Below are 15,220 nucleotides of genomic sequence, written 5' to 3'. Positions count from 1 at the left end.
GGAGAGTGTCTTCGTGTCACATCTGGGGAGTTGATTGCTTCAGGGGCGGGCCGTCGTCATGGATTCGAGTACGCCACCCAGCGCACGCTTCCACTCGGGCAGCACGACGCCGAAGTCGCGCTCCAGCGTGCCGGTATCCAGACGCGAGTAGGCCGGGCGCTTTGCAGGAGTCGGATAGTCGGCGGTCGTAATTGGCTCGACCTTCGGCGCGCGTGCGACCAGTCCACGTGCGAGCGCACCTTCGAAAATCGCCTCGGCGAAGCCGTGCCAGCTCGTCTCGCCGCGCGCAGTCAGGTGCCAAGTCCCGCGCTGATCTCCGCCGTCCTGCAGCAACCGCGCGGTGACGTCGGCGATTAGCGCCGCCGGCGTGGGCGTGCCGACCTGGTCGGCGACCACGCGCAGCACGTCGCGCTCGGCGCCCACGCGCAGCATCGTGCGCAGGAAGTTGTGGCCGTGCGCTGCATAGACCCAGGCTGTGCGCAGGATCAGGTGCTGCCCGCGAGCAGCTCGGATCGCGTCCTCGCCGGCCAACTTACTGGCCCCGTAGACGCCCAGCGGTGCGGTGGCGTCGTCCGGCCGGTACGGGCGCGTGCCTTGGCCGTCGAATACATAATCGGTCGAGTAGTGCACCAACGGCACGTCGTGTGCGGCGCACCAGCGTGCGATCGCGCCTGGCGTGCTCGCATTGGCGGCAAACGCGGCCGCAGATTCGCTCTCGGCCTTGTCGACGGCGGTGTACGCTGCGGCGTTGATCACCCGATCCGGCCTCACGATATCGAGCAGCGCCACAACGGCTTCCGCGTCGGCAAAGTCCGCCTGCAGGCATGGCGCACCGTCGGCGAGTGTGCCACTGCGCGTCGTGCCCTGCACCTCGCCGAGCGGAGCGAGCGAGCGCAGCAACTCTTGACCAACTTGGCCATTGGCGCCAAAGACAAGCGCTATCACGACACGAAGACCGGCAGGCGATCTGCAGGAATGTCCGCAAGCAGCGGTGCCTGAGCGTCCTTATCTGATAGTAGCGGCGCATCGATCGGCCACTCGATACCGAACTGGGGATCGTTCCAGCGGATGCCCGAATCAAACTCCTTCACCCATACATCCGTGCACATATAGGTAAAGACCACGCGATCAGTCAGCCCAAGGAAGCCATGCGCATACCCTTCCGGGATCCAGAACTGTCGCTTGTTCTCTGCGCTCAGCCGCACACCGGCCCACTGGCCAAATGTTGGCGAATCCCGACGAATGTCTACAGCGACGTCAAAGACCTCGCCCTCAAGGACACTGACCAACTTCCCCTGGGGCCGTGGCCACTGGTAATGCAAGCCGCGCAGCACGCCCTTCGACGACGACGAGACATTGCTCTGAGCGAACTTGGTTGGTAAGCCATGCTGGCCGAAGCGTTCTGCGTTCCAGCTTTCGAAGAAAAAGCCGCGCGCATCGCCGAACACAGCGGGCTCAATAATCACACAACCTGGCAACCGCGTCGTCTGGATCTTCATACGACACTCCCGCGCAATGCCAATTGGTGCAAGTACTGGCCATAGCCATTTTTAATCAGTGGTGCAGCAAGTTGTTCCAGCTGCTCGGCATCGATCCAGCCCTGCCCGAAGGCGATCTCCTCCGGGCAGCACACCTGCAGGCCCTGTCGGTCCTGGATGGTCTGGATGAAGTTGGAGGCTTCGTGCAGCGACTGGTGCGTGCCGGTGTCGAGCCAGGCGTAGCCGCGGCCGAGCTGTTCGAGATACAGCGCGCCGTCGTCGAGATAGCGCCGATTGAGGTCGGTGATCTCCAGTTCGCCGCGCGGCGAAGGCTCGAGTTCGGCGGCATAGTCGCTGGCCCGGCCGTCGTAGAAGTACAGGCCGGTCACGGCGTAGTTGGAACGCGGCTGCTCGGGTTTCTCGGCGATGTCGACGACCTTGCCATCGGCATCGAACGCGGCCACGCCGTAGCGCTCGGGATCGTTGACCCAGTAGCCGAAGACCGTGGCGCCGTCGCCGCGCGCGTCCGCCCGCCGAAGCGTGTCGGTCAGGCCATGGCCATGGAAGATGTTGTCGCCCAGCACCAGGCAGCTCGGCTTGCCACCGACGAACTCGCGCCCGATCAGGTACGCCTGCGCCAGACCATCAGGGCTCGGCTGCACCGCATACTGGATATCCATGCCCCACTGCGACCCGTCGCCGAGCAGCGCCTGGAACAGCGCCTGCTCATGCGGGGTGTTGATGATCAGCACCTCGCGGATGCCCGCCAGCATCAGCACGCTGAGCGGGTAGTAGATCATCGGCTTGTCGTAGACCGGGAGCAGCTGCTTGCTGACGCCCTTGGTGATCGGATAGAGGCGGGTGCCCGATCCGCCGGCCAGGATGATGCCCTTGCGCTGGGTCATGCCCCTGCTCCCATCCGCTCCAACCGGTAGCTGCCATCGAGGATGCCGCGCACCCAGTCCTGGTTGTCCAGGTACCAGTCGACGGTCTCGGCAATGCCACTCTCGAAGGTGTGGCGCGGCGTCCAGCCCAATTCGTTCTGCAACTTGGAGGCATCGATCGCGTAGCGCCGGTCATGGCCCGGCCGGTCGGCGACGAACGTGATCTGGCTGCTGCGCGGCTGGCCATCCTCGCGGGGACGGCACGCGTCGAGCAGTCGGCAGATGGTCTCGACGACCTCGAGGTTCCGGCGCTCCGAGTCGCCACCGACGTTGTAGGTCTCGCCAACCCGGCCCTTCTCGAGCACCGTGCGGATCGCCTCGCAGTGATCGGTCACAAACAGCCAGTCACGCACCTGCTGGCCGTCGCCGTAGACCGGCAGCGGCTCGCCGGCCAGTGCCTTGGCGATCACCAGCGGGATGAGCTTCTCGGGAAAATGGTAGGGCCCGTAGTTGTTGGAGCAGTTGGTGGTCAGCGTCGGCAGGCCGTAGGTGTGGTGGAACGCGCGCACTAAATGGTCGGACGCCGCCTTGGAGGCCGAGTACGGCGAGTTCGGCGCATACGGCGTGGTCTCGGTGAACTTGCCGGTCTCGCCGAGTGTGCCGTAGACCTCGTCGGTCGACACATGCAGGAAACGGAAGGCTGCCTTGGCGTCGCCGTCGAGACCTTTCCAGTAATCGCGCACGGCCTCGAGCAGCCCCAGGGTCCCGACGACATTGGTGTCGATGAACGCGGCCGGGCCGTCGATCGAGCGGTCGACGTGGCTCTCGGCCGCGAAGTTGAGCACCGCATCGGGCCGGTGCTCGGCCAACAGCCGGGAGACCAGGGCCCGATCGCCAATGTCGCCACGCACGAAGACGTGGTCGGGGTTGCCTTCCAGCGAGGCCAGGGTCTGCAGGTTGCCCGCGTAGGTCAACGCATCAAGGTTGACCACGCGCACGCCCAGGCGGACCGCCTCGAGCACGAAGTTACCGCCGATGAAACCGGCGCCGCCGGTGACGAGCCAAGTGGGCATACAACATCTCTCAAAGTAAACAAAATAAAATGGATAGCGTAATTTGCTATCAAAAAAACTATAATGATTGCCGAAAATTCAAGCTTGGATAGTCAGGTGAACTACAAGGTTGTCATTGTCAACTACATGAAGTCTGGATCGGTCGAGGTTTTGCTGGATCAACTAGACGCTCAAACGCTTTCGCCCAATAGCGTCTCGCTCATAGACAACTCTCCGGAGTTTGAGCTGTCACGACTGGCAGGAAAGGCTTATGGTTTTCCGGTTGATATCAAGCATTTTCCAAGTAACCTAGGGTACAGCAGAGCGTGCAATATCGGCGCTTCGGGTGAGTGGGATTACGTGGTTTTTCTAAATCCTGATATTGAGGTAAGAGAGATAGATCTTTTTGAGAAACTAGCAATGCGCGCGGGCACCTTGCACGACGTGGGTTGCATTGGAGTCGCTCAGAAGAATCCAGATGGGAGCTACGAGCCCGTCGCAAGGAAGTACCCAACCATCGCTGCGATTGCAGGAAAACGCATTCCTTCACTACGAAAGTTGCTCGGGTGGGCTGTCGACGATTACATGCAGAGCTATCCGGCGTGCTATGAGCCCACGGCTTCTCCACTGTCAGTCGACTGGTTGCAATCCTCATTCCTTGCTGTTCCCAGGGACGCTTGGCAGGTAACGAGCGGATTTGATGAAAGATTCTTTGTTTTCATGGCAGACGTCGAGTATGGACGTAGGTGCAAGAAGTATGGGAAAAACTCTTACTTGATGAGAGATCTTGAGGTTCATGCCGATGGCTTACGATCAAGCGCCGGAGGGCTGGCGGACGTACTCAAGAAGAAAACTGTAAGGATCCATATAAGAGATGCAGTTAGGTACTACTTCGGCATATAACAATGAGCAAGCAGAGCGGAGGCAGTAATCAAGCAGTGATTGAGTAGCGATCCATGCTTATGGTCTCTCAAGATCTGGTGCTACCTGCAGAAGTGCGCTCTCCAAAGCCAAGAGTGCATTTGATTTTGTGTATACAGAAAGCCTCGTCTTGCCTAGATTTAGCTTCTCTGAGACTGCGTCGCCGCTCTCGATAGATATGAAGGCTTTCTTCCAGCTCGCTCTGTCACCAAGCCGTACAAAGAAGGCGCTGTCGTCTAACACCTCTCGATGAGCGGGTATGTCGGATACAATAACGGGTCTTCCGCAAGCCAAAGACTCAAGCGGCGGAATCCCGAAGCCCTCCCATTTTGACGGGTAAATAAGAGCCGTGCAGTCTCTATACAGCTTTATCAAAGAATCTCTGTCGATATAGTCAAGAAAATCCACGCTTCCTTTCAGATTGGAAGTGGAGACCATGTCCTCAAGATGGCTCCTATACTTCCCGCCACATGAAGTGACAATCAGTTTGTAATGGGACTTCCAGAGATCGGCATTCGCAATTACTTCTTCAACATTCTTATGCGAATATCTGGCTCCTACCATAAGTAAATATGGTTGCGGTTCAGTTGCTTCATCAATCGCCAGTGAAGAAGGGTTGATCGAATTTGGGACAACATGAATTCGATCTATCGGATAATTATAAGTCCTAGATATGTCATGCCGAGTGGCCTGGCTGACCGTGAAAACAGCCACGCAATCCTTAAGTATCTGAGGAATTTTATACTTGAAGTAAAGGTACTGCGAATAATGCTGTCGAGGAAACCTGAGGGATATTAGGTCATGAATTGTAATGATCTGCTTCTTGTGTCTGATCGCATGATGAGTCGGCGAGTAAACAAGGTCGGCAGGATCGACCTTCAGTCCACGAAGCCAAAGTTGTCTAAAAATTGCGGCCATTCGTCCGGAGCCAAGCACTATGTTCTTCGGCGAGGCTATGGAGCCATCGGAGCCGAGGAGAGAGCCGTCAGAGGATATGATCCTGGACCTAAATAGATTGGTGATGTCCGTCAGATTCGACGCATAAACTCCAAGGCCGGTAGGCCGCGATCCTATCATTGAGTAGTTCAGAACTAGTTTCATTATAACTGCCCAATCCCGGTGGCCTTGATGAAGCGCGCAGGCGATCCGGCCCAGACTTCGTTATCTCCGACGCTCGTTAGAACGACAGAATTGGCGCCAATGATTGCGCCGTTTCCAATAGTAAGCTTCTTTCCTGATTTAAATAGGATCTTGGCGCCGGCGCAGATCCGCACGTCATCGCCTATCTCTATGCCTTCGTTGGCGTTGGAGCTGTCAGGTCGATAAAGATCGGCGCGACCCAAAGTGACGCCTTGGTACAAAGTTACTCTATCGCCCAACACAGTCTTGCCGTGAACCACTAAGCCAACAGCCCAGTGAGGAAGGCGGACGCCTTGTCCAATCTTAACTGAACGCGGAAACTCTATCCCTATTGCTTTCAAGAGCGAGTATCCAATGGTGCCAAATAATCGCGTCCTTGAAAGCCTGAGAAATCGCTCTGCAGTGTTCATCGAAGTTCGGCCGTGCAGTTTATGGTTGAAGAGTGAAAAATATAGAACAAATCAGATGAGAATCTCTGAAAGAACGGCCGCATGATTTTGATCTACTGACCTGTATCCGCGCGAAGCGATCCAGCAACATAAGTCATCGTTATGGCCCATAACCAGAAGATTGGAAATGATAGATCTGGTACAGCGATAGCCATAGATACAAAACAGAAGAAGAAGCCCCAACGAGCTGCCAACAACACAGCTCGATGCGAAGATTCGCTCGCAGGAAGGGCGTTCGCTACTCGGGCAGTGACCTTCAGGATCTGATATACAAAGGTTAAGAACAACGTAAGGCCAATAATTCCAAGATTGCTAACAATCGACGTGATAAGGCTAGATGGCCTATTTGCGCCTAGGCCTACGCCAAGCCCAAAGGTCTCGTAAACGATCTGAAGTGCTCTGATATCGGCAGCGCCTCTATGAGTTGCTGAGCCGCTAGAAGCCTTAGTGGTTATGGAAAGGTCTACTACAGACCTTACGATAGTGTTGTCCGAAAAGTAAAGAACCATGATAAAGGCTGCTAGCAAAGATAAAGAGAGCGTAGCAAGTGTTCTCTTCGATAACCGTCCTTTGCCTATCTCCTTAACGACGACGAATGCCAAAAAACAGGCTATGAGAACAGCCGCGCTAAGATACGCTGTTGAAGAGGTTGTTATGGCAATGAGGAGCGTGATTGCCGCGGAAATCAGCAATGACATCAAGCTTTTTGTTGCATATGCGTAGCGAAGAAAATACGCTAAAGCGGAGACCAGATATACACCGAGATATGACACCTCGGTGAATGTGGAGCTTACTCTGTAGATGCCATTAATCGTCTGATCAACATTCTCGGCTTTAATTCCGGACGAGTAGAGTATCTCGGAAGGAAAGTAGATGCCTGAAAGCAATGACGCTAGCCGCCACGCGCCGAATAGAAGTACCAGTATGGCGCCAATGCTTATCCACCTATGCGCGATATGATGTCTGAGTTTGTCTTTCGTATTCAATGAAAAGAACAAGAAGCAAAATAGAGATAGCAGCAAATACGCAGGCTGTATAAAGATAGAGGGTGTGACGCGCAGAGGAGTGAGATTATTATGCTGGCTATCTATTCCCCCTCTCGCGCTATAGACACCGATCCCGTCAAAGATAACGGGCAGAACTGGAGCCATGAAGATCGAAAGGGCCGTTAAGAGAAAAATAGAAAGGAGTGGGGCGGCGCTTCCGCCGAGCTTCATGGTGGGGCGGCCATTCCCGACTGCGATAAAAATTACGAGGCATAGTGAAGCAAGAAGCTGTAAAGCCAGAAAAGGACTAAGATAGAACTCGACCCCAGAAGAAGAAAAATTGTAAACAGCCGCTGCTTGGAAAATAGCGCTCGTAACAAAAGCAGCAAATAGGAACCTATGCAGTCTAGAAGTTGAACTATTCAAAAAATTCTAGCCTCATTGGAATTCTTAAGGTTATCTTCGCCAATTGCTTTCTTGTAAGTTTTGATGTAGCTGTCTGCGATTTTCGAAGACGTAAAGCTATGAGCGAACTGCGTGCATGCCTGGCTGAGTGATTCAATGTTCACCAATGCATCTTCAATACAATCAATGATGGAGGTCATAGCCCCTGGTTCAAATAGCCGCCCGCAGTTCTGCGGAACAATATCCTTCAGTCCCCCGATCTTGGCTGCCACTACGGGCACGCCAAAAGAGTATGCTTCCAAAACAACCCTGCCTAATGGCTCTGCCCATAGTGATGGGACCAGCAATAAGTCAATTTCTTTAAAAAAATCATCTGGCGATCTTCTACCTAGAAACTCGACGTTCGATGGCGATTTTCTATGTAATTGTGCGACGTAGTCTGATCTCCCTTCTCCTGCGACCAACAGCTGTCGGGAGGGCATTGACCTCATGGCTTCAAGAATCGACTCGATACCTTTCGACTCGTCTAGCCTGCCTATAAATCCGATTCTTCCAGTTCGCTGCGTGTTGGCGGATCTGCCAACTATGCGTTCAACCGAGTTGTGTATAACTTCCGCGCTTGCATTCTCGAAGAAGCCGCGAGCGCGGTGAATATCAACTACATACTTGCTGATCCCCACAAACGCTCTTACGTGAGTGGATGCAAGCTTCTTTGGATACGACCAAAGACGAGCTGAGATAGAGAACTCATTCTGAATGCCTCTTCCATTGAACAGCTTCGAGTTTGGATGAAGCAAGTAGTAGTCACGTGCCGTGTGAACAACGGGCAAGCGTCTGGATGCGCACTCTCGCCAAACGGAAACTGAGAATCCAGCTAGATTATTGGTGTGCACCACGTCCGGAGAAATTTGATCTATTAGCTCGCTGAAGCAGCGCCTCATCTCCGAGTTCTCTGCGTCGCGCAAGTGCCAAACAAGCTTCTGGAAAGCGCTCTCGCTAGCCCCGCTAAAGGGCCAGTAGCTGTTCTTCAGAGGTAGGCGGTGTACTCGCACTCCCTCGACTTCCTGATGCTCTACGTGGGCACCAGAATGAAGGGTGATCACATGGGTTTCCATTCCCTTGCGGCAAAGTTCCTGGGCGAGCAGCTCAACCGATCTCTCAGCACCTCCGACTTTAAACGGAGGGTAAAGAGTGTTGACCAAGCATACTCTGGTGCGGCGGGAGCTATTCATTTCGATTGCGGACCGTGCTCTCTTAGCGAACCAGGGTAGTGATCTCTTGCCACAGCTGGATGGACTTTCTCTTCATTTGGAGCTTCGTGTCTGATAGTTTGACTCGAATTTCGTGGAGTCCGTTGCTGTGATAGGCGTCAGAAATCAAGTTTGCGCTCAAACCTGGATTGGAAAGATCTATCAAGCATTCAGGGACCTCGTAGTCTGAGAAGAGTTCCTCGTACTTATGACTCCATCCGCAGGCGTAAGTAGGCACACCCTGGGATAGCGCACTAATCAACGCATGGAAACGGGATCCGACCACCATCTCGCATTTGGACAAGATCCACTTTAGGACAAGCGGATCTTCGTGTGAAACAATCTTCAACGGCTGCGCCAAACCGCTATTGACACGTTCGGCGACGCGCAGATCGTCAACTCCTTCATGGATGAGGAAGAACGCCTTGTCGGGGCCAAGATTTCTAGAGACGCTGGCGAGGAAATCAAGATACCCGCTGGCTCCATCTTTAACTTTGTCGATCATTCTTGCGTTAGGAATGATCGCAACAGGAGCGACTAGTAGATCCGACCTGCCCTCCCTTGGGTCAAGAAGGTTTGTGAAGTCAGGAGATACTCTTACCTCTCCAGCATAAATGGACCTAACATGATTCTGCGACTGCCGATCCCTTGCATAGATGGCGGTTGCATTATTGAAGACCTGTCGCATGGAGTGGGCTACCTTTGGGTTCCTAAATGGGCCAAAAGCTTGTGGAAGAAGGATGAACTTACAGCCCCTGCGCTTCCATACCTCGGAACTCTTGGCTGTAAAGCCGGGGTAGAAGGGGCCCCACTGGTCGCTGTACGCAAAGCCAGACGCATCCAGAACTACGTCGATCTCGCGATCGGCTACCAAGCCATACGCTCGTTTTAGTGGTTGCGGAATCAGTCGGTCCATTACATAACCGAGTTTCTGCATGCCCCTGCGTTCAAACCAGATTTTCTGATAAAGCCCGTAAGTGTGCCGATCACCATAAGGAAAGGCTCGGTTTGGAGTTACGACATACCTCTCCACGTTCCAGTGCCGAGTTTCCTGCAGGGCTACGAGGAGCATCATCAGTGCTCCTTTGTTGAGGGAGTTTGTGCCTCGTATTTCGAGATTCATTATCCTATGCCTTGAAATAGTTCTAGGTCTGTTGTCTATCAATGCCCGGCCGTTCTAGCGTCCGTCTCTGAGCGCGTGAGTTGCTTGGGCAGGCTCATGATTGAAGCGGCAGAGCTTGGAGGCCGGCTTCTTTTCCGAGTATGCGACCATGCTACTCTTGTCTGGCCAGCCGAATGAGACCAGCATGACAGGCCGTTCGTCGGCCTCAAGCCGTAGCAAGTTGCCCATTCTTTGTTCGCGCTCTTCAATGTCGGGCCAGTTGATACAGCACGAGCCAATGCCTTGAAGCTCCAGTGCATAAACAAATGACATTATCGCCAGCGAGGCATCTGTGTATATCGCGTGTCGGTCGTGTTGTCCGAAGTAATTTCTGAGTTTTCCTACGATCACTGCAACAGCTGGGACTTGATCGTTGAAGCCGGCAGTTCCGCCAGGAACCCTTATTATTTCTGATACAAGCTCGGGAGAATCAAAAATCCTGAACTCATAAGGTTGACGATTGCACGCCGTCGGGGAGTAGGTTGCGGCCTCAACGGCTAACGCGATCATTTCACGGGGTATCGGTGTGGATGCGTACCATCTCACCGAACGCCGGTGTTTTGCCAGTGCTATGAAGTCGTGAATGTTAAAGCTGGGCGCGAAATCGGTATCACGATGATAGGGAACGCGCTTAAGATTATTCTGAGCGCCAACCTTTTCGCTTGCATCAAGCACGATCTCTCGAAGCGGATCAACTTGCGGGTGTGATGGAGTGATGGCCATGTACTCAAGAAGCACATCCCGTGCCCAGGCCAGTTCGTTCGGCTCGATGCCCGCGCTCACTGCCCTGTGAAACGCATGTACGGTCTCTTCTATATAAGTAAGCCCGAATGGCACTCGCCGAGGTCTCATCAGCATACCCTTCTCAATGCGATGAGTATTTCTTCGCAACAGGCTCGTATTGATAGTTGGATCTGAGAGGGATGCGCGGTACATCTTCTTGCCAGCAAGTACAGCTTGCTGTTCTCGGCCGAATCCGCCGCGCACGAGCCAATAGATTCCTGCCATTCGGGAGCTTGAGGCACCAACATTCGCCATCATTGAATCGACTGGTCCAAGGATAGTCTTGATTGCGGCCTTAGCTCTACTGATGAGTGCACTCATTATTTGCTCAGCGTCAAATTTGGTTTCAAGGTTGATAAAAGTCGAAGATAGCCGGCAATCGTGTCGCGCCCAATCTTTGAGACTGCATAGGTTCCGAGGAATGCTGCAGCGAAAACTGTGGCGTCGATGATCGTCTGTGTGATCATCTGATCGGTTTTCCAGCGGCTCGGCCAGAAAAAGACTATGATGATCGCGACGACTGAAGCGAGGAAAGGGAGCTTGATGGAGTCGAAGAAGTCACGCGGACGCAATGGAGTCTGGTTAAAGATAAATAGCAGTGATGGGTAGATAAGTGCATAGTTCACTATCAGATAGGCCCATGCGATCCCGATGTTGCCCCAGCGAATTCCGATGCAGAATGCAATTGTCACCGTAATCGCGTTAATGCCGCCCCATGCCAAGTAGCGTCTCGATTTGCCAAGACTTAAGAGCACTAGTCCTCGCAACGATGCGACAGGTTGTATGAAACCCGTGACTCCGAGTAGAGCGAATACCGGTGCTACCTCTATCCATTCTCTACCAAGCGCAATTTCCACAACTTGCTCAGATTTTACCGTTAGGAAGCCCATCATCGGCATGGAGAGAAAAGCGAGCAGCGATGCAATTCGACAATAGTATCGTCTGAACCCCACTTGGTCGTGCTGAAGCCGTGAGAGAACAGGGAACGCGACTGCATTGATCGGGGTTCGCAGGCTAGTGATGGGCAGCATCATCATCTGATACGCTCGGCTGTAAAAACCGAGTTGCTCCGCACCCCAGAGCTTTCCGATCAGGATACTGTCGAGGTTTCTGCTGAAGTAGTTGAGAAGTTCGAATGCAGTTACATTGGCGCCGAAACCGAATATTTGTCGAAGTCCTGTGGCAGCTTGCGGGCGAACGGGCTTGAATCCAGATAACAGGAGATATAATAGTGTCGTCGTCAAGGCTCCGAAGACGGTGCCCCAGGCGAGTGCCCAGAATCTCATCCCTTTTAGTGCGAGTAGAATTGATACAAGAAGGTTAACGACGGCTCCGCATACATCGGCGATTGCCTTTGGCTTGAATCTTAATTCTCTCTGGAGAAGTGCGGCGTGTTGCGCGCCAGCACTGGCAATAATGAAGGTTGTCGAGATGGCAATGCAGACCTGTGTCAATTCTGGGCGCTTGTAGAACCAAGCGATGATGGGTGCCAGCGCCATCACTAGCATCATTAACACGCCGCCAACCAGTAGGTTGAACCAGAACAAGGCACTTGCTTGCTCGCGAGTGAGATCGGTTTTCTGGATGGATGCTGTGGAAAGCCCCATGTCTCGGAACAAACCAACGAAAGCAGTTATCGCTAAGATCATTGCGATAACACCGAAATCTTCCGGGCGAAGTATTCTGGAGAGAATGACTATGGAGGCCATCTGTATCAAGATGACCGCTACCTGCGCTGTCATGCTTATGGCGCCGCCACGAACTGCCTTGGCTCTTAGGTTTTCGTTTGTTGCTTGCACTGGTTTTAGTCTGCGCCAAACAAGTCGCGGCTGTAGACGCGCTCGGAGACGTCCTCAATCTCGTGCGTCAATCTATTGGCGACGATGACATCAGAGCGCCGCTTAAACTCCGCGAGGTCCTTTAGCACTTGGGAACTATAGAAGTTATCGGTTGCCAAGGCAGGCTCGTACAAAATCACCTCGACGCCCTTGCCTTTGATGCGTTTCATGATTCCCTGAATCGCTGAAGCCCGAAAGTTGTCCGACCCCGACTTCATCACAAGCCGATAGATGCCGACAACTTTTGGTGACCGGCGAACAATGTCCTCGGCGATGAAGTCCTTCCGAGTCCGGTTGGCTTCCACGATCGCGTGGATCAGGTTCTGGGGCACGTCGCTGTAGTTGGCGAGCAGCTGCTTCGTGTCTTTCGGCAGGCAATAGCCGCCGTAACCGAACGAAGGGTTGTTGTAGTGGCTGCCGATGCGGGGATCCAGGCTCACGCCTTCGATGATCTGGCGGGTGTCCAGGCCATGCGTGCAGGCGTAGGTATCCAACTCGTTGAAGTACGCAACCCGCATCGCGAGATAGGTGTTGGCGAACAGCTTGATCGCCTCGGCCTCGGTCGCATCGGTGAACAGCACCGGCACGTCTTGTTTGATTGCACCTTCCTGCAGCAGACGGGCGAAGACGGTGGCGCGCTCGGATCGTTCACCAACGATGATCCGGCTGGGGTGCAGGTTGTCGTAAAGGGCGCGGCCCTCGCGCAGGAACTCGGGCGAGAACAGGATGTTGTCGGTACCGAACTGGGCGCGGGCCTTCGCGGTGAAGCCCACCGGTACGGTGGATTTGACCACCATCACCGCGGTGGGGTTGATCTGCTTTACCTGGGCAATGACGCTTTCGACCGAGCCGGTATTGAAGTAGTTCGAGGTCGTGTCGTAGTCGGTCGGGGTCGCGATGACCACGTAGTCGGCACTCGCGTAGGCCTGGTGGGGGTCGGTCGTCGCGGTGAAATCCAGCTCCGGCTTGCCCAGGTACTCGCGGATCTCGGCGTCGTCCAAGGGCGACTCACGGCGATTGAGCATCTCGACCTTGGCGGCGTCGATGTCCAGCGCAACCACGGTGTGGTGCTGGGCCAGGAGGAGAGCGTTGGAGAGGCCGACGTAGCCAGTACCGGCGATGGCGATTTTCATGGGCGGTGGGCTGGTTGGACGATTGAAGTTGGAGGGGTCAGGTGAAGAGCGTGAAGCGCCCCCATCCGGCCCTTCGGGCCGACTTCCCCCGCAGGCGGGGGAAGGGGGATCCGCAGGCGGGAAAGGAGCGACTGCGGGCGGGGGAGGAAGCGAAGAGACCGCGAGGACGGGAGACCTCAGTAAGCGTTGCGGCCGATGAAGCCTTTGAAGATGGTCATCACGATGATTCTCAAGTCGAAGGCCAGCGACCAGTTCTGCAAGTAGTACAGGTCGTGTTCGACGCGGCGGGCCATCTTATCGAGGGTGTCGGTTTCGCCGCGCAGGCCGTTGACCTGCGCCCACCCCGTGATGCCGGGCTTGACGCGGTGGCGCTGCATGTAATCGTCCACCTGGTCCATGAACTCATGGTTGTGGGCGATGGCATGTGGCCGTGGGCCCACGATGGACATGTCGCCCATCAGCACATTGATGAACTGCGGCAATTCATCCAGGCTGGTGCGGCGCAAGAAGGCGCCGAAGGGCGTGACGCGCGGGTCGCCTTTTCGCGCCTGGGTTACCTTGCCGGAGGCCTCGGCATGGACGCGCATGCTGCGGAATTTCAGTACTTTGATCGCGCGGCCATTGAGGCCATGCCGCCGCTGGCGGAAGAACACCGGGCCGGGCGAGGAGAGTTTGACGCCGAGCGCGATAGCCAGCATCAGTGGCGAGATCAACAGCAGAATCAGGAACGCCAGCACGTGGTCTTCAACGGCCTTCAGGACGTAGGCATCGCCTCGCAGTGGGCTGCTGCGCAAGTTGATGATCGGCACGCCAGCCATCTGCTCCACCGAATGGTTGAGCATCTGCATGCCGAACAGGTCGGGCACCAGCTTGATGTCCGCGGTCGAGTGCCGCAGACGATGCAGCACGTCCTTGATCTCGGACTCAGCGCTCATCGGCAGCGCGATCCAGACCTGGTCGATATGCAGACGTCGAACGTAGTGCTCCAGCGCATCCACACTGCCCAGTAGAGGCAGCCCATCGAGCCGTTGCCGGGAGGTGGAAGGCGCGAACCAGCCGCGCACCTGCAGGCCCAGCCAGGGTTGCGCCGAGAGTTGATCGGCCAGGCGCCGTGCATCGCGCCCGCCGCCCACGATGACCGCGGTTCGACGGTCGACACCACGCGCACGCAGCCTGTCGGCCAGCGTGCGCACCCCGACACGCAACACCGCGGTCGAAACGACCGTCAGGGCAAACCAGGTGGCCCACCACAGCCGCGAAAAATCGTCGCTGAGCTTGAAGGCGACGGTATAGAGAATGCTGGCGGCGAACACCAGCGTCCACAGTCCTAGCAGCTGGCTACCTTCGCGCACGACACCGCGCCCCCGCCAACTACGGTAAAGCGTGGAGCCGTTGAGCACTAGAATGGCAAACAGGAGCACGCGCGCCAGGTTGCGGACATAGTCCAGGGGCATCGCGAAGGTGTCGAATCGAAGCCAGTAGGCCAGAAAGCCAGCCGCCACCAGCGCCACCAGATCCAGGGCCCGCAATCCCCAAGACAAGAAGGCAGTGAGCTTGCTTGCGATACGCCAGTCCCCTTCGGCCTGCGGCCGGCTGGGTGCGAAGAACATGCCCGACTCCTTCATCGAGCACAGAGCCGGACCGGGCCCTTCCCTGAAGGCACCCCCGGCTTCACCCTGTGTACGGTGATCGTTGATCCAATCGCGGCCAGACGCCGCTGTCCTGCTACGCGGTCGCGG

The 15,220-nt window shown here is 55.5% G+C and carries 14 protein-coding genes; 1 reads left to right on the top strand and 13 read right to left on the bottom strand.

Annotation, left to right across the window (positions count from 1 at the left end; translation table 11 throughout):
• Positions 1-39: 39 nt before the first annotated feature.
• The 4 genes from rfbD to rfbB are packed head-to-tail and all read right to left on the bottom strand — an operon-like array spanning position 40 to position 3,435.
• The gene (gene rfbD / locus FHW73_RS13715; RefSeq protein ID WP_183427301.1) at positions 40-945 is read right to left on the bottom strand and encodes a dTDP-4-dehydrorhamnose reductase; all 906 of its coding nucleotides are present in this window, start codon (positions 943-945) and stop codon (positions 40-42) included.
• Complete coding sequence (gene rfbC, locus FHW73_RS13710) at positions 942-1,499, bottom strand: dTDP-4-dehydrorhamnose 3,5-epimerase (protein WP_183427300.1); 558 nt, start codon at positions 1,497-1,499, stop codon at positions 942-944. The genes rfbD and rfbC overlap by 4 nt, the downstream gene beginning before the upstream one ends.
• On the bottom strand, positions 1,496-2,383 hold the full coding sequence (gene rfbA / locus FHW73_RS13705; protein ID WP_183427299.1) for a glucose-1-phosphate thymidylyltransferase RfbA: 888 nt from the start codon (positions 2,381-2,383) through the stop codon (positions 1,496-1,498). The genes rfbC and rfbA overlap by 4 nt, the downstream gene beginning before the upstream one ends.
• Entirely contained in the window at positions 2,380-3,435 is a 1,056-nt protein-coding gene (gene rfbB / locus FHW73_RS13700; protein ID WP_183427298.1) for a dTDP-glucose 4,6-dehydratase, read from the bottom strand. Before rfbB ends, rfbA begins: the two co-directional genes overlap by 4 nt.
• 96 nt (positions 3,436-3,531) lie before the next feature.
• On the opposite strand from rfbB, the gene FHW73_RS13695 reads away from it, so the two are divergent.
• Positions 3,532-4,317: a glycosyltransferase family 2 protein gene (locus FHW73_RS13695; RefSeq protein ID WP_183427297.1), complete on the top strand. Its 786-nt coding sequence runs from the start codon at positions 3,532-3,534 to the stop codon at positions 4,315-4,317.
• Positions 4,318-4,374: 57 nt separating this feature from the next.
• Here FHW73_RS13695 and FHW73_RS13690 read toward each other — a convergent pair whose 3' ends face one another.
• The 9 genes from FHW73_RS13690 to FHW73_RS13650 all read right to left on the bottom strand — a co-directional run bounded on the left by FHW73_RS13690 (position 4,375) and on the right by FHW73_RS13650 (position 15,091).
• Positions 4,375-5,436, bottom strand: a complete 1,062-nt coding sequence (locus FHW73_RS13690) for a glycosyltransferase family 1 protein (RefSeq protein WP_183427296.1) — start codon at positions 5,434-5,436, stop codon at positions 4,375-4,377.
• Positions 5,436-5,885 carry a DapH/DapD/GlmU-related protein gene (locus FHW73_RS13685; RefSeq protein WP_183427295.1) on the bottom strand — a complete coding sequence of 150 codons (450 nt, stop codon included), beginning with the start codon at positions 5,883-5,885 and terminating at the stop codon, positions 5,436-5,438. The genes FHW73_RS13690 and FHW73_RS13685 overlap by 1 nt, the downstream gene beginning before the upstream one ends.
• A 92-nt stretch (positions 5,886-5,977) precedes the next feature.
• On the bottom strand, positions 5,978-7,141 hold the full coding sequence (locus tag FHW73_RS13680) for a hypothetical protein (protein WP_183427294.1): 1,164 nt from the start codon (positions 7,139-7,141) through the stop codon (positions 5,978-5,980).
• A gap of 191 nt (positions 7,142-7,332) precedes the next feature.
• Entirely contained in the window at positions 7,333-8,517 is a 1,185-nt protein-coding gene (locus FHW73_RS13675; RefSeq protein WP_183427293.1) for a glycosyltransferase family 4 protein, read from the bottom strand.
• A 52-nt stretch (positions 8,518-8,569) separates the two neighbouring features.
• Positions 8,570-9,640 carry a polysaccharide pyruvyl transferase family protein gene (locus FHW73_RS13670; protein ID WP_183427292.1) on the bottom strand — a complete coding sequence of 357 codons (1,071 nt, stop codon included), beginning with the start codon at positions 9,638-9,640 and terminating at the stop codon, positions 8,570-8,572.
• A 102-nt stretch (positions 9,641-9,742) separates the two neighbouring features.
• The gene (locus tag FHW73_RS13665) at positions 9,743-10,831 is read right to left on the bottom strand and encodes a nitroreductase family protein (RefSeq protein WP_183427291.1); all 1,089 of its coding nucleotides are present in this window, start codon (positions 10,829-10,831) and stop codon (positions 9,743-9,745) included.
• Positions 10,831-12,309, bottom strand: coding sequence for a lipopolysaccharide biosynthesis protein (locus FHW73_RS13660; protein ID WP_345776188.1), 1,479 nt, complete (start codon positions 12,307-12,309; stop codon positions 10,831-10,833). The genes FHW73_RS13665 and FHW73_RS13660 overlap by 1 nt, the downstream gene beginning before the upstream one ends.
• 5 nt (positions 12,310-12,314) lie before the next feature.
• Positions 12,315-13,481, bottom strand: coding sequence for a nucleotide sugar dehydrogenase (locus FHW73_RS13655; RefSeq protein ID WP_183427289.1), 1,167 nt, complete (start codon positions 13,479-13,481; stop codon positions 12,315-12,317).
• A gap of 176 nt (positions 13,482-13,657) precedes the next feature.
• Positions 13,658-15,091 carry an undecaprenyl-phosphate glucose phosphotransferase gene (locus tag FHW73_RS13650; protein ID WP_183427288.1) on the bottom strand — a complete coding sequence of 478 codons (1,434 nt, stop codon included), beginning with the start codon at positions 15,089-15,091 and terminating at the stop codon, positions 13,658-13,660.
• Positions 15,092-15,220 lie beyond the last annotated feature (129 nt).

Source organism: Luteimonas sp. RC10 (genome assembly GCF_014192745.1).
In the GTDB taxonomy this organism is placed as follows: Bacteria; Pseudomonadota; Gammaproteobacteria; order Xanthomonadales; family Xanthomonadaceae; genus Luteimonas.
This window is presented reverse-complemented; position numbering and strand designations above follow the sequence as displayed.

Coding starts and splice junctions, on each gene's coding strand:
- rfbC (WP_183427300.1), bottom strand. CDS start 1,499: ATGAAGATCCAGACGACGCGGTTGCCAGGTTGTGTGATTATTGAGCCC.
- rfbA (WP_183427299.1), bottom strand. CDS start 2,383: ATGACCCAGCGCAAGGGCATCATCCTGGCCGGCGGATCGGGCACCCGC.
- rfbB (WP_183427298.1), bottom strand. CDS start 3,435: ATGCCCACTTGGCTCGTCACCGGCGGCGCCGGTTTCATCGGCGGTAAC.
- FHW73_RS13690 (WP_183427296.1), bottom strand. CDS start 5,436: ATGAAACTAGTTCTGAACTACTCAATGATAGGATCGCGGCCTACCGGC.
- FHW73_RS13685 (WP_183427295.1), bottom strand. CDS start 5,885: ATGAACACTGCAGAGCGATTTCTCAGGCTTTCAAGGACGCGATTATTT.
- FHW73_RS13680 (WP_183427294.1), bottom strand. CDS start 7,141: ATGAAGCTCGGCGGAAGCGCCGCCCCACTCCTTTCTATTTTTCTCTTA.
- FHW73_RS13670 (WP_183427292.1), bottom strand. CDS start 9,640: ATGATGCTCCTCGTAGCCCTGCAGGAAACTCGGCACTGGAACGTGGAG.
- FHW73_RS13665 (WP_183427291.1), bottom strand. CDS start 10,831: ATGAGTGCACTCATCAGTAGAGCTAAGGCCGCAATCAAGACTATCCTT.
- FHW73_RS13655 (WP_183427289.1), bottom strand. CDS start 13,481: ATGAAAATCGCCATCGCCGGTACTGGCTACGTCGGCCTCTCCAACGCT.
- FHW73_RS13650 (WP_183427288.1), bottom strand. CDS start 15,091: ATGTTCTTCGCACCCAGCCGGCCGCAGGCCGAAGGGGACTGGCGTATC.